Source organism: Streptomyces sp. NPDC002566 (genome assembly GCF_042889585.1).
In the GTDB taxonomy this organism is placed as follows: Bacteria; Actinomycetota; Actinomycetes; order Streptomycetales; family Streptomycetaceae; genus Streptomyces.
Window position 1 is genome coordinate 116,536 of record NZ_JBIARD010000005.1, and the last position, 16,174, is coordinate 132,709.

General features: G+C 71.6%; 14 protein-coding genes and 1 riboswitch. Of the genes, 9 read left to right on the top strand and 5 right to left on the bottom strand.

Annotated elements, in window-relative coordinates:
- Positions 1-106: 106 nt before the first annotated feature.
- Positions 107-1,270, bottom strand: coding sequence for an N-acetylglucosamine-6-phosphate deacetylase (gene nagA, locus ACFYXA_RS22130; protein ID WP_389036155.1), 1,164 nt, complete (start codon positions 1,268-1,270; stop codon positions 107-109).
- A gap of 68 nt (positions 1,271-1,338) precedes the next feature.
- Complete coding sequence (locus ACFYXA_RS22135; RefSeq protein WP_389035356.1) at positions 1,339-2,280, bottom strand: ROK family protein; 942 nt, start codon at positions 2,278-2,280, stop codon at positions 1,339-1,341.
- Positions 2,281-2,500: 220 nt separating this feature from the next.
- Between ACFYXA_RS22135 and ACFYXA_RS22140 the strand changes: the two genes are divergently transcribed.
- The 3 genes from ACFYXA_RS22140 (at position 2,501) to otsB (ending at position 5,104) form a co-directional block, all read left to right on the top strand.
- Positions 2,501-3,736, top strand: coding sequence for an extracellular solute-binding protein (locus ACFYXA_RS22140; protein WP_389035359.1), 1,236 nt, complete (start codon positions 2,501-2,503; stop codon positions 3,734-3,736).
- A 24-nt stretch (positions 3,737-3,760) separates the two neighbouring features.
- Positions 3,761-4,003: a DUF3263 domain-containing protein gene (locus tag ACFYXA_RS22145; protein WP_352246581.1), complete on the top strand. Its 243-nt coding sequence runs from the start codon at positions 3,761-3,763 to the stop codon at positions 4,001-4,003.
- 264 nt (positions 4,004-4,267) lie between these two features.
- Positions 4,268-5,104, top strand: coding sequence for a trehalose-phosphatase (otsB, locus tag ACFYXA_RS22150; protein ID WP_389035363.1), 837 nt, complete (start codon positions 4,268-4,270; stop codon positions 5,102-5,104).
- On the opposite strand, the gene ACFYXA_RS22155 is transcribed toward otsB, so the two are convergent.
- Both ACFYXA_RS22155 and ACFYXA_RS22160 read right to left on the bottom strand, forming a co-directional pair.
- Positions 5,092-6,540, bottom strand: coding sequence for a trehalose-6-phosphate synthase (locus ACFYXA_RS22155; RefSeq protein WP_389035365.1), 1,449 nt, complete (start codon positions 6,538-6,540; stop codon positions 5,092-5,094). The two genes, otsB and ACFYXA_RS22155, sit on opposite strands and share 13 nt — an antisense overlap.
- A gap of 64 nt (positions 6,541-6,604) precedes the next feature.
- Positions 6,605-7,576 (bottom strand): glucosyl-3-phosphoglycerate synthase, encoded by a 972-nt coding sequence (locus ACFYXA_RS22160; protein ID WP_352246578.1) that lies wholly within the window; start codon positions 7,574-7,576, stop codon positions 6,605-6,607.
- A gap of 179 nt (positions 7,577-7,755) precedes the next feature.
- A riboswitch (SAM riboswitch) is annotated at positions 7,756-7,903 on the top strand.
- A gap of 18 nt (positions 7,904-7,921) precedes the next feature.
- On the opposite strand from ACFYXA_RS22160, the gene thrC reads away from it, so the two are divergent.
- The 6 genes from thrC to ACFYXA_RS22190 all read left to right on the top strand — a co-directional run bounded on the left by thrC (position 7,922) and on the right by ACFYXA_RS22190 (position 15,478).
- A complete protein-coding gene (thrC, locus tag ACFYXA_RS22165; RefSeq protein WP_389035368.1) occupies positions 7,922-9,229 on the top strand; it encodes a threonine synthase in 1,308 nt (435 codons plus the stop codon).
- Positions 9,230-9,292: 63 nt separating this feature from the next.
- Entirely contained in the window at positions 9,293-9,568 is a 276-nt protein-coding gene (locus tag ACFYXA_RS22170; RefSeq protein ID WP_130441963.1) for a MoaD/ThiS family protein, read from the top strand.
- 452 nt (positions 9,569-10,020) lie between these two features.
- Positions 10,021-10,224, top strand: coding sequence for a cold-shock protein (locus tag ACFYXA_RS22175; RefSeq protein ID WP_004986573.1), 204 nt, complete (start codon positions 10,021-10,023; stop codon positions 10,222-10,224).
- Positions 10,225-10,595: 371 nt separating this feature from the next.
- Complete coding sequence (groL, locus tag ACFYXA_RS22180) at positions 10,596-12,218, top strand: chaperonin GroEL (protein WP_130441965.1); 1,623 nt, start codon at positions 10,596-10,598, stop codon at positions 12,216-12,218.
- 257 nt (positions 12,219-12,475) lie between these two features.
- Positions 12,476-13,603, top strand: coding sequence for an NADH:flavin oxidoreductase (locus ACFYXA_RS22185; protein ID WP_352246576.1), 1,128 nt, complete (start codon positions 12,476-12,478; stop codon positions 13,601-13,603).
- A gap of 330 nt (positions 13,604-13,933) precedes the next feature.
- Positions 13,934-15,478 (top strand): carboxylesterase/lipase family protein, encoded by a 1,545-nt coding sequence (locus ACFYXA_RS22190; RefSeq protein WP_389035373.1) that lies wholly within the window; start codon positions 13,934-13,936, stop codon positions 15,476-15,478.
- Positions 15,479-15,559: 81 nt separating this feature from the next.
- Here the strand turns inward: ACFYXA_RS22190 and ACFYXA_RS22195 are convergent, their stop codons facing one another.
- Entirely contained in the window at positions 15,560-16,132 is a 573-nt protein-coding gene (locus ACFYXA_RS22195; RefSeq protein WP_130442596.1) for a hypothetical protein, read from the bottom strand.
- Positions 16,133-16,174: the final 42 nt, after the last annotated feature.

The window sequence follows — 16,174 nt, forward strand, 5'->3', positions numbered from 1 at the left end:
CCTGTGTGGAAGCCGGTTCTCCGTTTTCCGGAGGCACGATCATGCCAAAGAGACGGCGGCCGGCCCAGTCCCCGGGTCGGCCGCCGTCCGCGGACGGGCGGACGTTTCAGCCCAGTTGGGGATCCACCACCCAATCCCCCTTGCGCATCACGCCTTTGAGGTCGAAGTTCTCGTCGAGGACGACCAGGTCGGCGTCCTTGCCGGGTTCCAGGGAGCCCACCGTGTCGGCCATGCCGAGCAGCCGGGCCGGGGTGGCCGACAGGGCCGTGACGGCGTCCTCGACCGGGATGCGGTCGACCGTCACCGCCCGTTTGAAGGCGCGGTCCTGGGTGAGGGTGGAGCCGGCGATCGAGCCGCCCTCGACCAGCCGGGCCACGCCGTCGACGACGTCGACCGCGAGCGGTCCGAGGTCGTAGCGGCCGTCGCCGAAGCCGGCGGCGTCCATGGCGTCGGTGATGAACGCCACCCGGTGCGGGCCCGCGTGACGGAACGCCAGCTCCAGCGCGGCCGGGTGCAGGTGGACGCCGTCGTTGATGAGCTCGACGGTGACCCGTTCGTCCGCGAGGAGGGCCGCGATCGGGCCGGGGGAGCGGTGGCCTAGGACGGGCATCGCGTTGAAGAGGTGGGTGGCGACCGTGGCGCCCGCCTCGATGGCCTCGACGGTCTGCTCGTAGGTGGCGTCGGTGTGGCCGACGGCGGCGATCACTCCGTGGTCCCTCAGCAGCCGTACGGAGTCGATGCCGCCGGGCAGCTCGGTGGCCAGGGTGACCATCTTCGCCTGGCCGCGGGCCGCGTCGACGAGCTTGCGCACCTCGGCCGGGTGGGGGTCGCGCAGCAGCCGTTCGGAGTGCGCGCCCTTGCGGCACGGTGAGATGAACGGGCCCTCGAAGTGGATGCCGGCCAGGTCGCCCTGCTCGGCCAGCTCGGACAGCAGGCCGGCCTGCCGGGCCAGGGAGTCCATGTCGTCGGTGACGGTGGAGGCGACGAGGGTGGTGGTGCCGTGCAGGCGGTGGGTGTGGACGGCTTTCAGCACGTCGTCGGCCGGGCCGGAGAAGGAGGCTCCGCCGCCGCCGTGGTTGTGGAGGTCGACGAAGCCGGGGATCAGCCAGTGGCCCTTTACGTCGATGAACTGGGCGTTTGCAGGAATCGCGGCGGAGATGCGGGTGCCGACGACAGTGACGCTCCCGTCCGGGACCGTGCCGGTGGGCAGCACGACCCGGGCACCGGTGAGCACCTTCGTGCTTCGGCCGCCTGCGGGCTGCGGCTGCATCGTGGCGTGTCGTGCCCCGCGGCGGAGCCGCATGTCGGCGCTGTCCCGCGCCCCTAGGGGGGTGACCATCAGGGCGTTACCTCCGTGCCGTCGGTTGTTTTGAGGAGATCCCAGGCCAGGAGTGCCGCTCCCAGGCAGCCGGCCGAGTCGCCCAGGGCCGCGGGGACGATCCGCGGCGGTTGCTGGAAGGTGAGCCGCCGCCGGACGGCGTCCCTCAGTGGTGTGAACAAGGTTTCCCCCGCCTCGGCGAGCCCGCCACCGATGACGAGCGTGTGGGGGTCCAGCAGGGTGAGCGCGGTGACCAGGCCGTCGGCCAGGGCGTCCACGGCGTGCTGCCAGACCCGGACGGCGATCGGGTCGCCGGCCGTGACGGCCTTCGCGCAGTGGGCCGCGTCCGCCTCCGGGTTCCCGCAGGCAGCGGCCCATGCCTCGCCGACCGCCGCGGCGGACGCGTACCGCTCCAGGCAGCCGCGCTGCCCGCAGGGGCACGGGGTTCCGCCGGGCCGTACGACGACGTGCCCGATCTCACCCGCGAAGCCGTGCGCGCCGGCCTCGACCCGGCCGTCGAGGCCGATGGCGCCGGCGATGCCGGTGCCCAGCGCCACGAACAGGAACCGGTCCGCGTCCCGGCCCGCTCCGAGGCGGCCCTCGGCGAGTCCGCCGGTGCGCACGTCGTGGCCGAGTGCGACCGGGACGCCCAGGTCGGCGGCGATCAGTTCGCGCAGCGGGACGTCGCGCCAGCCGAGGTTGGCGGCGTAGACGGCGGTGCCGCGGGCCTCGTCGACGATGCCTGGGACGACGACGCCGGCCGCGGCCGCGGGTTCGCCGAGGTGCTCGGCGCCGTGGGCACGCAGTGCGGCGGCGAAGTCGCGGACGCCGGCGACGACGGCGTCGGGTCCGCGTTCGCGGCCGGTGGCCCGGCGGGCGCGATGCAGCAGCGTGCCGTCCGCGCCGACCAGGGCGGCCTTCATCCCGGTGCCGCCCACGTCGAGGGCGATGACATGTCTCACGGGGAACAGTGTGGACCGAGCCCCCTCAAGAGGTCTAGTCCACTGCGTGTGGAGTAGACCTCGGTCCGGATAGCGGTTTAATTGGTCGGAACATTCATTCGATGTCGACCGGCCGGTACTCACCGGCCGGTCGCCGGCCGGAGCCCCTGAGCGGCGACGGCCCTCAGGGGAGCGGAGACGGGCAGTGCGGCTGCGGGCAGGGAAATCGGGGACGATCGCGGTGACGACCGCCCTCGGGCTGACGGCGGTCCTCGCCGGCTGCGGTGTCGGCGGCTCCGACGACGTCACGCTGAGACTGGTGGCCGCCGACTACGGCGACAACGGCGCCAACACCTCGAAGAAGTACTGGGACAAGCTCGTCAAGGCCTACGAAGCCGAGCACCCCGGCGTCACCGTCGACGTCAGCGTGTACTCCTGGAACGACGTCGACGCCAAGGTCAAGGCGATGGTCAAGGCCGGTGACGCGCCCGACATGGCGCAGATCGGCTCCTACTCCGACTACGCCGCCGCCGACCTGCTCTACAAGGCCGACGACGTGCTCTCCATCCCCGTCCAGGCCGACTTCGTCTCCCGGCTCGCCGACGCGGGCCAGGTGCGCGGCGTGCAGTACGGCATGCCGTTCGCCTCCTCCACGCGGCTGCTCTTCTACAACAAGACCCTCTTCGCCAAGGCCGGCATCACCCCGCCGACCACCTGGACCGAGCTCGCCGACGACGCCGAGGCGCTCAAGGACGAGGGCGTGAAGTACCCCTACGCGCTGCCGCTGGGCCCCGAGGAGGCGCAGGCCGAGACCCTGCAGTGGCTGCTCAGCGGCGGGGGCGGCTACACCCCGAGCGCCATCGGCTACAACTTCGACTCCGCCGAGAACGTCGAGACCGTCACCTGGCTGAAGAACGAGCTGGTCGGCAAGGGCCTGACCGGGCCGGTCGCGCCGGGCAAGCTCAACCGGGCCGCCGCGTTCTCGGCGTTCACCGCCGGCCAGGTCGGGATGCTCAACGGGCATCCCTCGCTGATGAAGGCGGCGAAGAAGAAGGGCGTGCAGTTCGGCATGGTGGCCATGCCGGGCGCCGACGGCCCGAGCAAGACCTCCCTCGGCGTCGCCGACTGGATGACCGCCTTCAAGCAGAACGGGCACGCCGAGGAGATCGGCGACTTCCTCGACTTCGTCTACGACGAGGACAACGTGCTCGCCTTCTCCCGCGAGTACGACCTGCTGCCGGTCACCAACTCCGCCTCCGAGACCATGGGCAACGCCCCCGAGGACGCGGACCTGCGGCCCTTCCTGGACATGCTGCCGGTCGCCGAGGCCTACCCCGCCGGGCTGACCTCGTGGGCGACGGTCAGCGCCGACATCAAGCAGCGGATCGGCTCCGCCGTCACCGCGAACGGCAACCCCTCCGCTGTGCTGAGCGAGCTCCAGACGGCGGCGACGACCGCGGAGAACTCCACCGGTTGAGCCGGTTCGGCTACCGTGCAGGGCATGGAACGGCCTGAGGCGCAGGAGCTGGGGGCGAGGGAGCGGGACATCCTCGCCCTGGAACGGCGCGGGTTCTCCGGGCCCGGCGCGAAGGAGCGGGTGATCCGTGAGGAGCTTCAGCTGTCCCCGGTGCGCTACTACCAGCTCCTCAACGCCCTCCTGGACGACCCGCGCGCCCTGTCCCACGACCCGGTGACGGTCAACCGCCTCCGCCGCGTGCGGGAGGCCCGCCGGGCGGAGCGCTGAGACTCCCTCCGGGGGAGGTGCGCCGAATCGGTGAGCCCATGTGTGTCCTCCGCGCCCTGGGGGCTACGCCCCCAGACCCCTGTCGGCCCTGAACGGGCCTCGTCCTCGAACTCCCCCAGAGGGGGGACCCCCAGACGGGCTGTGATCGGTGCCCCCGGCCCCCGGGCCCCTGAGCGGCCCTGAACGGGCCTCGTCCTCGAACTCCCCCAGGGGGGACCCCAGACGGGCTGGGATGGCGTCGGCGCTCGTGGATAACCTCACCGTATGGGCACCCAACTCCCCACCCCCACGACCCCCCGCGGCCGGGAAGCGCTCGAGGCGATCCTCGCGCGGCCCGGCGCCACCCTCGTCGCCCTCGACTTCGACGGCACCCTCGCCCCGATCGTCGAGAACCCCGACGACGCCCGGGCGCACCCCGACGCCGTCCCCGCGCTCGCGGCGCTCGCCCCGAAGGTCGCCTCCGTCGCGGTCGTCACCGGCCGGCCGCCCGCCGTGGCCGTGCGCAACGGCGGCTTCGCCGGGGTGCCGGGCCTGGACCGGCTGGTGGTGCTCGGGCACTACGGCGCCGAACGCTGGGACGCCCGCACCGACACCGTCAGCGCGCCCGAACCCCACCCCGGCGTCGCCGCCGCCCGCGCCGAACTGCCGGACGTGCTGGAGGCGGCCGGGGCGTGGCAGGGGACGTGGGTGGAGGAGAAGGGCCGGGCCGTCGCCGTGCACACCCGGCGTGCCGAGGACCCGCAGGCCGCCTTCGAGGCGCTGCGCAAGCCCCTCGCCGACCTCGCCGCCCGGCACGGGCTGATCGTCGAGCCGGGACGCATGGTCCTGGAGCTGCGGCCGCCCGGCGTGGACAAGGGCGTCGCCCTGACCGAGTACGTGCGGGAGATCGGCGCCGAGTGCGTCCTCTACGCCGGCGACGACCTCGGCGACCTCCCCGCCTTCGCCGCCGTCGACGAACTCCGCTCCGAAGGGGTGCCCGGCCTGCTCGTGGCCAGCGGCAGCGCCGAGGTCACCGAGCTCTCCGAGCGCGCGGACCTCGTCGTCGACGGCCCGGCAGGCGTCGTACGACTGCTGCGCGCGCTCGCGGATCAGCTGGGCTGAACACCCGGCTGAACGTTGCGCAGCGCCTGCAACTGGTCCAGGAACCACTGGGCCGGGGGCAGCGCGGTCGCGGCCGCCGTCAGCCTCTTGGTGTGCTCCGCCCGCTCCTGCGGCGGCGTGGTGAGCGCCTCGTGCAGGGCGCGGGCGGTCTCCAGCACGTCGTAGGGGTTCACCACGATCGCGTCGTCGCCGAGTTCCGCGTACGCGCCGGCCTCCCGGGACAGGACCAGCACGCAGCCCTCGTCGGAGACGACCGGCACCTCCTTCGCGACGAGGTTCATGCCGTCCCGGATGGGATTGACCAGAGCCACGTCGGCGAGGCGGTAGGCGGCGAGGGAGCGGGCGAAGTCGTCCTTGACGTGCAGGACCACCGGGGTCCAGCCGGGGGTGCCGTACGACTCGTTGATCTCGCGGGCGACCCGCTGCACCTCGGCGGTGTAGTCGCGGTAGACCGCGAGGTCCTGGCGGGAGGGGTAGGCGAAGGCTACGTGGACGACGCGTTCGCGCCACTCCGGGTGGTCGTCGAGGAGCTGCCGGTAGGCCAGCAGGCCGCGCACGATGTTCTTCGACAGCTCGGTGCGGTCGACGCGGACGATGGTCCGGCGGGCGCCGCCGTCGGGGGCGGTGCCGATCTCCTCGCGCAGCGCCGCCATGCGCTCGTCGACGTCCGGCTCGTGGGAGCGGGCGCGCAGGAAGTCGGCGTCCGCGCCGAGCCCGTGCACGCCGATCTCGGTCCCGTCGAGACCGCCGGCGAACTCGTCGCAGCACGCGGTGAAGGCGTCCGCCCAGCGGCGGGTGAGGAAGCCGAGCCGGTCCGCGCCGAGCATGCCCCGCAGCAGCTGCCGGCGGACGTCGGCGGGCAGCAGGCCGAAGTAGTCCACGGGCGCCCACGGCGTGTGCGAGAAGTGGCCGATGCGCAGGTCGGGGCGGAGCTCGCGGAGCATTCCGGGGACGAGGCACAGGTGGTAGTCCTGCACGAGGACGGCCGCGCCCGGCGCCGCCTCCTCGGCGAGCGCCTCGGCGAAGGCGCGGTTGTACGTCTCGTAGGACGCCCACTGGCGCCGGAAGCCGGAGTCGAACACCGGCTCCAGCGGCGTCTGGTAGAGCAGGTGGTGGACGAACCAGAGCACGGAGTTGGCGATGCCGTTGTAGGCGTCGGCGTGCACGTCGGCGGGGATGTCGAGCATCCGTACGCCGTCCTCGCCTACCCCGCGACGGACCGCCTCGCGGTCGTCGTCGGAGAGGGCCGAGCACACCCACAGGGCGCCCGTCTCCGGGCCGATGGCGGAAAGGCCCGATACCAGGCCGCCGCCGCCCCGTTTGGTCTGCAGCGAGCCGTCCTCGCGGACCGTGTAGGAGACCGGGCCGCGGTTGGACGCGACCAACACCTGAGCACCCTGAGCAGCGACGTCGTGCGGGGAAGCCGTGGAAGCCATACGCCTCAACCTAGCCCGCGCGGGAAACGCTCAAACGTACGGAAGCCCTCCGAGGGGGTGTCGCTCACGCCACCCTGCGGGAGGCGTACTCCGCGATCTCCGCCATCGGCGGCCGCTCCTCGGTGTCCACCGGGTGGGTGCGTGGCTCGAAGCCGTTCGCGCCGCGCTCGAACTGGGTGAGGGCGGGGCGCACCAGGTGGCCGCGGGCCAGCCGCAGCTGCGCGGTGCGGTAGATCGCCGCCGCCATCCGGCCGAGCGCCTGCCCGTCCTGGTGGCGGTGCCTGCGCACGCCCACGTCGACCTGGGCGAGCGCGTCCAGACCGACCAGGTGCAGCGCGTCGACGAGCATCCCCAGCTCCACCCCGTAGCCGACGGGGAAGGGCAGCCGCTCCAGCAGGCTGCGGCGGGCCGCGTACTCGCCGCCCAGGGGCTGCACGAAGCCCGCGAGCTGCGGCCAGTGCATGTTCAGCAGCGGGCGCGCCATCAGCTCCGTGACCCGGCCGCCCTGGCCGGCCGCCCCGGTGGGGGCGGGCGTGTCGGCTCCGGCGCCCAGGGGGCGGTCGTACATGGCCTTGACCAGGTCCACGCCGGGATCGGTGAGCAGCGGGCCGACGATTCCGGACACGAAGTCGGAGGAGAACTCCCGCAGATCGGCGTCCACGAAGCAGACGACGTCGCCCGTGGTGACCAGCAGCGAGCGCCACAGCACCTCGCCCTTGCCGGGCAGCGCCGGGATGCGGGGGAGTATCGCGTCCCGGTGGACGACGCGCGCCCCCGCCGCCGCGGCGACCTGGGAGGTGCGGTCGGTGGAGCCGGAGTCGACGACGACGATCTCGTCGACGAGCGGGGCCTGCCGCATGAGGTCATGACGGATGACCGCGACGATCTCACCGACCGTCTCCTCCTCGTTCAGTGCGGGCAGCACCACGGACACCGACTGGCCCGTGGCGCGCTTGGCGGCCAGGATTCTGTGCAGCGGGCGATCGGTCACCGACCAGGAGCGGGTGGCGAGCCAGTGCCCGACTTCTTCCAGCACGGTCTGCGGCTCCTCACTGTCGCGATCACACCAGGTGCACAGGGGGTGACCGTGTGATCCGTCTCGCGCTTCGGACGACTATCTCAACTGTCCGGGGTGTCGGTTACAGTCTTGAACAACGCGGATGACCATCGCATGTCCGGGGTCAATCCGGCGTTCAGGGATCAACAACTGCATACCGCTCATCCAGAGGGGCAGAGGGACACGGCCCGATGAAGCCCCGGCAACCCTCCAGCCGGCTCTTGTCACATCGACGTGGCGGGGCTCCCGGCTCGGGAAGGTGCCAAATCCGTCTCACGGCGAGATGCGTCGTGAGGAAGATGAGGAGAAAGGGCCTCGCCTCACATGGCTGCGCAGACTGTTGCGACCGGAACCACCGCTTCCACCGGCACCACCGCCCCCGCCGTCGATCTCGGCCCCGCCGCGGCGCTGAGCTGCCGGGAATGCGGTCACCGCGTCCCCCTCGGCCCGGTCTTCGCCTGCGAGGAGTGTTTCGGCCCGCTGGAGATCGCCTACGACTTCTCCTCCTACGACACGGAGGAGCTCCGCAAGCGCATCGAGGCCGGCCCCGCCGACATCTGGCGCTATGCCCCGCTGCTGCCCGTCCCGGCCGACGTCGCGGACAAGCCGAACATCAACCCCGGCTGGACCAAGCTCGTCCAGGCCGACAACCTGGCCCGCGAGCTGGGCGTCGAGCCCGGCAAGCTGTTCGTCAAGGACGACTCCGGCAACCCGACCCACTCCTTCAAGGACCGGGTCGTCGCCCAGGCCCTGGAGGCCGCCCGCGCCTTCGGCTTCACCACCCTTTCCTGCTCCTCCACCGGCAACCTCGCCGGCGCGGTGGGCGCCGCCGCGGCCCGGGCCGGCTTCCGCTCCTGCGTGTTCATCCCGCACGACCTGGAGCAGGGCAAGGTCGTCATGGCCGCGGTCTACGGCGGTGAACTCGTCGGCATCGAGGGCAACTACGACGACGTCAACCGCTTCTGCTCCGAGCTCATCGGCGACCCGGCGGGCGAGGGCTGGGGCTTCGTCAACGTCAACCTGCGGCCGTACTACGCCGAGGGCTCCAAGACGCTGGCGTACGAGATCTGCGAGCAGCTCGGCTGGCGGCTCCCCGACCAGCTGGTGGTGCCCATCGCCTCCGGCTCCCAGCTCACGAAGATCGACAAGGGGCTGCAGGAGCTGATCAAGCTCGGGCTCGTCGAGGACAAGCCGTACAAGATCTTCGGCGCGCAGGCGGAGGGGTGCTCCCCGGTGTCCGTCGCCTACAAGGCGGGGCACGACGTCGTGCGGCCGCAGAAGCCGGACACCATCGCCAAGTCGCTGGCGATCGGCAACCCGGCCGACGGCCCGTACGTGCTCGACATCGCGCGGCGCACCGGCGGCGCGGTGGAGGACGTGAACGACGAGCAGATCGTCGACGCGATCAAGGTGCTGGCGCGGACCGAGGGGATCTTCGCGGAGACCGCCGGCGGGGTGACCGTGGGCGTGACGCGCAAGCTGATCGAGAACGGTGTGCTGGACCCGGCGCTGACGACCGTCGTCCTCAACACCGGGGACGGTCTGAAGACCCTGGACGCGGTGGCCGGCACGGGGCTCACCGCGACGATCCGGCCGAACCTGGAGTCGTTCCGCGAGGCTGGTCTCGTCTAGTCCGTCCGTCGGGGCACCGGCCCCCGCGCCCGTCAGCAGTCTGCTTCACCGGAGGTCCTGAGCATGAGCGTCACCGTCCGCATCCCGACCATTCTCCGCACCTACACGGGCGGAGCGGCCGAGGTCACCGCCGAGGGCGGGACCCTCGGGGAGGTCATCGCCGACCTGGAAAAGAACCACACGGGCATCGCCGCCCGCGTTCTCGACGACCAGGGCAAGCTGCGCCGGTTCGTCAACGTGTACGTGAACGACGACGACGTCCGCTTCGAGCAGGGCCTCGAGACGGCGACGCCCGAGGGTGCGGGAGTTTCCATCATTCCGGCGGTCGCGGGTGGCTGAGCGGCGGTCCCTACCCGCCGGTAGTAACCGTCGGTAACAGTGATTACCGAGAGTTCATCGAATTGCCCTCTCCGCGAGAGAAGCGGAGGGGGCAATTCAGTGTGGTTGAGCGCGGTACAGTTGGGGAACCGGCCTCCGATTCAATGATCCGGAGCCTTTGATTTCTGCCTTACGTCCGACAAGAAGTAGCCAAAGTGTGTGCGCCTTCTGCGGCTTTTGTAACGTATGGGCAGTCCGACTTGCCCTGAATCCGGGCGAATTCTCACCACTTTCCGGACGGTGCGCGTCCAGAATTCTCGTCCGATTGACCTGTTGCAGACGGCAGTTGGACAGATACATTCAGCCGCGGTCGACGCGTTCCGGCGCACGCCCCCAACCAACTGGGGGGTGAGGTCTGACCCGGATCCGCGAAGTGTGGATCTGTGCAAGGGCCAGTAATAGGGGAGTTAGGCATGGCTCAGGGCACCGTCAAGTGGTTCAACGCGGAGAAGGGGTACGGCTTCATCGCGGTCGACGGTGGTGCGGACGTCTTCGTCCACTACAGCGCCATTCAGATGGACGGCTACCGCACCCTGGAAGAGGGCCAGCGGGTCGAGTTCGAGATCTCGCAGGGCCAGAAGGGCCCGCAGGCCGACATGGTTCGCGTCACCGCCTGAACGTTTCAAACGAAGGGCTCGCACCCCGCCGACGGGGGTGCGGGCCCTTCGTGCTGCCCGGCCGTGGATCCGGCCCTCGCGTCGGCCGCGCATCGGGCCGGGCCGCGGCCCCGTCCCGGCGGTTCCGGGGGCGCCGGCGGTGTTCGCGCATGGCCGACAGTCCCGGCGTATCCGACGAAGGCGCTTGCACTCGCCATGGCCGAGTGCTAATCATTGGCGTTAGCACTCTGAAGGTGAGAGTGACAACGAAGGACCGGGTCGGTGAGGCCCGCAGGCCGGGTGGGAAGGAACCACGAGGCCGGCGAGCCGTCCGTCGCGGGCGCGGGCGCGGTCCGAAGGAATCACCCCCAGTCCTGGAGGGACCACTTCACATGGCCAAGATCATCGCGTTCGACGAGGAGGCGCGGCGCGGCCTCGAGCGCGGCATGAACCAGCTCGCGGACGCCGTCAAGGTGACGCTCGGCCCCAAGGGCCGCAACGTCGTCCTCGAGAAGAAGTGGGGCGCCCCCACGATCACCAACGATGGTGTGTCCATCGCCAAGGAGATCGAGCTCGAGGACCCGTACGAGAAGATCGGCGCCGAGCTGGTCAAGGAAGTCGCCAAGAAGACGGACGACGTCGCCGGTGACGGTACGACCACCGCGACCGTCCTCGCCCAGGCCCTGGTCAAGGAGGGTCTGCGCAACGTAGCCGCCGGCGCCAACCCGATGGCCCTCAAGCGCGGTATCGAGAAGGCCGTCGAGGCCGTCTCCGGTGCCCTGCTGGAGCAGGCGAAGGATGTCGAGACCAAGGAGCAGATCGCTTCGACGGCCTCCATCTCCGCCGCCGACACCCAGATCGGCGAGCTCATCGCCGAGGCCATGGACAAGGTCGGCAAGGAAGGCGTCATCACCGTCGAGGAGTCGCAGACCTTCGGGCTCGAGCTCGAGCTCACCGAGGGCATGCGCTTCGACAAGGGCTACATCTCGGCGTACTTCGCCACCGACATGGAGCGTATGGAGGCCGTCCTCGACGACCCGTACATCCTGATCGCCAACTCCAAGATCTCCAACGTCAAGGACCTGCTCCCGCTCCTGGAGAAGGTCATGCAGTCGGGCAAGCCGCTGCTGATCATCGCCGAGGACGTCGAGGGCGAGGCCCTGTCGACCCTGGTCGTCAACAAGATCCGCGGCACGTTCAAGTCCGTCGCGGTCAAGGCCCCGGGCTTCGGCGACCGCCGCAAGGCCATGCTGAACGACATCGCCATCCTCACCGGCGGCGAGGTCATCTCCGAGGAGGTCGGTCTCAAGCTCGAGAACACCTCCCTGGACCTCCTGGGCAAGGCCCGCAAGGTCGTCATCACCAAGGACGAGACCACCATCGTCGACGGCGCCGGCTCCTCGGACCAGGTCGCGGGCCGTGTGAACCAGATCCGCGCCGAGATCGAGAACAGCGACTCGGACTACGACCGCGAGAAGCTCCAGGAGCGCCTGGCGAAGCTCGCGGGCGGCGTGGCCGTCATCAAGGCGGGCGCGGCCACCGAGGTTGAGCTCAAGGAGCGCAAGCACCGCATCGAGGACGCCGTCCGCAACGCGAAGGCGGCCGTCGAGGAGGGCATCGTCGCCGGTGGTGGCGTGGCCCTGCTGCAGGCCTCCCAGGTCTTCGAGAAGCTGGAGCTCGACGGTGACGAGGCGACCGGCGCCAACGCCGTGAAGCTCGCGCTGGAGGCCCCGCTCAAGCAGATCGCCGTCAACGGTGGTCTCGAGGGCGGCGTCGTCGTGGAGAAGGTCCGCAACCTCCAGGTCGGCCACGGCCTGAACGCCGCGACCGGTGAGTACGTCGACATGATCGCCGAGGGCATCATCGACCCGGCGAAGGTGACGCGCTCCGCGCTGCAGAACGCCGCGTCGATCGCCGCGCTGTTCCTCACCACCGAGGCCGTCATCGCCGACAAGCCGGAGAAGGCCGCGGCCCCGGCCGGCGGCGGCATGCCGGGCGGTGACATGGACTTCTGATCGACCTGACGGTTGATCGCCTGTCCTTCGGGCCGAGGGCGGCACTCCCTGCTGACGCAGGGGGTGCCGCCCTCGGGCGTTTCGGCTGCCGCGGCCGGCCTCCGGGGGCGGGCGGCCGGTGTGTGCGGGGGCGTGGGCGGGATCACAGGGTGGTGTGGTCGTGAGCCGGAATGCGGGAGGCGTCCCGGCCGGTTGAACCGTTCGCAGGAACTGAATGCATATGCACATACCAATGGTTACGTCGTGAGGAGCCCCACGTGAGCGTCACCCCGCCCACTTCCACCCGCGCTGCCGAGATCCTGTCCCGGCCGGTCACGATCAACGGCCTCACGGTCCCGAACCGCATCGCGATGGCGCCGATGACGCGCATGTTCTCCCCGGGCGGCGTTCCCGGCGACGACGTCGTGTCGTACTACGCCCGTCGCGCGGCCGCCGGCGTCGGTCTCATCGTCACCGAGGGTACGTACGTCGGGCACGACTCCGCCGGCCAGAGCGACCGGGTGCCCCGGTTCCACGGTGAGGAGCAGCTCGCGGGGTGGGCGAAGGTCGCCGAGGCCGTGCGCGCGGCGGGCGGCACGATCGTGCCCCAGCTCTGGCACATCGGGATGGTGCGCAAGGACGGCGAGCCGCCCTACGCGGACGCGCCCGCCGTCGGTCCCTCCGGCATCCGCGTCGACGGCGACGACGTCACCGGCAAGGCAATGACCCAGCGCGACCTGGACGACGTCATCGGGGCGTTCGCGCAGGCCGCGGCCGCCGCCGAGCGCATCGGCTTCCACGGCGTGGAGATCCACGGCGCCCACGGCTACCTCGTCGACCAGTTCCTGTGGGAGCACACCAACCGCCGCACCGACGCTTACGGCGGCGACCCGGTGGCCCGTACGAAGTTCGCCGCCGAGATCGTGGCCGCCGTGCGGGAGACCGTCTCGCCCGAGTTCCCGATCATTTTCCGCTACTCGCAGTGGAAGCAGGAGGCCTACGACGCGCGCCTCGCCGAGACCCCGGAGGAGCTGGAGGCCATCCTGACCCCGCTCGCCGCGGCCGGCGTCGACGCCTTCCACGCCTCCACCCGCCGCTACTGGCTGCCGGAGTTCGAGGACTCCGACCTCAACCTCGCGGGCTGGACCAAGAAGCTCACCGGCAAGACCGCCATCACCGTCGGCTCGGTCGGTCTCGACGGCGACTTCATCAAGGGGTTCCAGGGCGAGGGCTCGCCGGTCAAGGGCATCGACGACCTCCTCGACCGCCTGGAGCGCGACGAGTTCGACATGGTGGCCGTGGGGCGCGCGCTGCTCCAGGACCCGCAGTGGGCGGCGAAGGTCCTCGCCGGCCGCTTCGCCGACCTGGCTCCCTACGACGCGTCGGCGCTGCGCACGCTGAGCTGAGCGGTGTCCGGGGTGCGTCCCGGTTGAGTCCGGGGTGAGCTCTCGCCCCGGTTGAGTCCGGGGTGAGCTCTCGCGGGGCCCGGGGTGGAGATCTGTCCGCCTCGGGCCCCGTTCATGTCATACGACTTTCCGGGGTGACTGTCACTCACACGAGGGGTGACGGCTGCTTCCGGCACTTCCCCCGACCGCCGGCCGTTCCATGAACAGCCGGCCGATGACAGCGGATCACCGCAGACGACAGCTGATCACAGCCGACGGCAGTCCATGACAGTGGAAGTCAGTCGAAGCCAGTCGACGCCAGTCGAAGTCAGTCGATGACAGGAGTGTTGGATGACGATCGCCGAGTCCCAGCTCGTCGTGCGCACCGCCGCGGGAGCCGTGCGCGGGCGCCGTGAGGACGACCTGACGGTGTTCCGCGGCATCCCGTTCGCCGCGCCTCCGGTCGGCGAGGCCCGGTTCCAGGCCCCACGCCCGCCGCAGCCGTGGGACGGCGTGCGGGACGCGTACGCCTTCGGGCCGCCGCCCCCGCAGGAGGCGGGGCTCCAGGGGCTCGCGGCAACCCGTGAGGCACCCACGGGCGACGACTGGCTGACGGTGAACGTCTGGACGCCGGAAACCGGCGGGCCCGGGACGGACACGGCGGAGGCCGCCCGACCGGTGATGGTGTGGATCTACGGCGGCGCCTACAAGCTCGGGCACTCCGGCAGCCCGGGATACGACGCCCAGCACATAGCCCGCGCCGGCGACCTCGTGGTGGTCACCCTCAACTACCGCGTCGGTATAGAGGGGTTCGCGCGGCTGGACGGCGCTCCCGCCAACCGGGGGCTGCTGGACCAGATCGCGGCGCTGGAGTGGGTGCGGGACAACATCGCGGGGTTCGGCGGGGACCCCGGCCGGGTGACCGTGTTCGGCGAGTCGGCGGGCGCCGGTTCGGTGGCCGCGCTGCTCGCCGCACCGGGCGCGCGCGGGCTGTTCGGGCGCGCGATCGCCCAGAGCGTGCCCGGCACGTTCTTCTCCGACGAACTGGCCCGCGACCTGGCGGCGGCCATCGCCGCCGAGGCCGGGCTGCGCCCCACGGCCGGCGACCTGTCCTCGGTGGACCCGCGTCGGCTGACGGAGGCCGGGGCCGCACTGGGCGCGAAGATGGGGCAGCGGGTGGACCGCTGGGGGCAGGTCGCGCCCACGGCCACGCCTTTCGCGCCGATCGTCGACGGCGAGGTCCTGCCCGCCACGCCCTGGCAGGCGCTGGCGGCGGGCGCCGGGCGGGACGTGGAACTGGTCGTCGGGCACAACGCGCAGGAGTACCGCCTGTTCGTCGCCATGGCGGGCCGCCTGGGCAAGGTGACGGAGGAACAGGCGGCCGCCGCGCTGCGGACGTTCGCCCCGGACGGCGGGGAGGCCGCCTACCGCGCGGCCTACCCGGAGGCGGGAGCCGGGGAGTTGTACGAGCGGGTGCAGTCGGACTGGCTGTTCCACATACCGTCCCTGCGGCTGGCCGAGGCGCAGATCGCGGGCGGCGGCCGGGCCCATCTCTACGAGCTGACCTGGCCGGCGCCGGGCATGGGCGGCGGGCTCGGCGCCTGCCACGCCCTGGACGTGCCGCTGCTGTTCGGCACCTACGAGGCGGACCTGGGGGCGCTGGTGTTCGCGGGGGTGGAGGTGCCGGCGGAGGCCAAGGAGCTGACGGCTCGCTTCCAGGCCGCGTGGACGTCCTTCGCCCGGACCGGCGATCCGGGCTGGCCGGCGTACGACGGGCAGCGGCGGCTGACGCAGGTGCTGGACGTGCGGCCGGAGGTGCGGGCGTATCCGGAGGAGACGGCGCGGCGGCTGTGGGAGGGCTACGACTTCCCGGCGCTGCCGCTGGCGGGGCGGTGACCGGGACGGAGGAACTGGACGGAGGGACGGGGCAAAGGGACGGGACGGAGAAACAGGACGGAGGGACGGGCGGAGAAAGGACTACAGGTTGCCGAGAGGTTCGATGTCGGTGCGGACCGGGGTGCCCCAGATGCGCAGCACCTCGTAGTCGGTGAACTCATGCACCAGCCGGTAGGCCATCGCGGGGCGGGAGCCGCGGCGCAGGGCGGCGAGGTAGAGCTCGGCCTCGCGGCGGTCCCGGCGGGGGGTGCCGCACAGCTGCCACTCCTGTCCGTTCCACAGCTCCGGGAGCCAGCGCTGCTGGGGCTGGGGGCGGTCGGCGCGGGTGCCGTAGCGGGAGGGGGTGGGAGCGGCCGGGCTCGATGAGTGCGGGGCGGGGCCGTTGAACTCGGCGCGGCGGGCAGCGCGGCGGCGGGTCTCGCAGAGGAGGCAGAGGTCGGGGGCCGCCTTGTCGACCGGGCCGCCGGGGTGCTCGGCGCAGCGGGTGGCGGGCGCGGCGGCGGTGACGCTTTCGTCCAGCAGCTCCAGGGCGCGCCGCAGGTCCGCCTTGACCTCGTGGAGCTTGGCGTCCGGGGTGTCCGCGGTGAGGGCCTCGCCGTGCTCACCGAGGAGGCGGAGGGCACGGCCCAGGTGGGTGAGCTGGGCGTGGTTCATGGCGGGCGGCTCCGGTTTCTGCTGCTGGCCGAGGTTGCGTCG

Bases quoted from the DNA above. Each gene is read 5' to 3' on its own strand.
- ACFYXA_RS22155 (WP_389035365.1), bottom strand. From the start codon at position 6,540: ATGGCTTCCACGGCTTCCCCGCACGACGTCGCTGCTCAGGGTGCTCAG.
- nagA (WP_389036155.1), bottom strand. From the start codon at position 1,270: ATGCAGCCGCAGCCCGCAGGCGGCCGAAGCACGAAGGTGCTCACCGGT.
- ACFYXA_RS22145 (WP_352246581.1), top strand. From the start codon at position 3,761: ATGGAACGGCCTGAGGCGCAGGAGCTGGGGGCGAGGGAGCGGGACATC.
- thrC (WP_389035368.1), top strand. From the start codon at position 7,922: ATGGCTGCGCAGACTGTTGCGACCGGAACCACCGCTTCCACCGGCACC.
- ACFYXA_RS22195 (WP_130442596.1), bottom strand. From the start codon at position 16,132: ATGAACCACGCCCAGCTCACCCACCTGGGCCGTGCCCTCCGCCTCCTC.
- otsB (WP_389035363.1), top strand. From the start codon at position 4,268: ATGGGCACCCAACTCCCCACCCCCACGACCCCCCGCGGCCGGGAAGCG.
- ACFYXA_RS22190 (WP_389035373.1), top strand. From the start codon at position 13,934: ATGACGATCGCCGAGTCCCAGCTCGTCGTGCGCACCGCCGCGGGAGCC.
- groL (WP_130441965.1), top strand. From the start codon at position 10,596: ATGGCCAAGATCATCGCGTTCGACGAGGAGGCGCGGCGCGGCCTCGAG.
- ACFYXA_RS22170 (WP_130441963.1), top strand. From the start codon at position 9,293: ATGAGCGTCACCGTCCGCATCCCGACCATTCTCCGCACCTACACGGGC.
- ACFYXA_RS22175 (WP_004986573.1), top strand. From the start codon at position 10,021: ATGGCTCAGGGCACCGTCAAGTGGTTCAACGCGGAGAAGGGGTACGGC.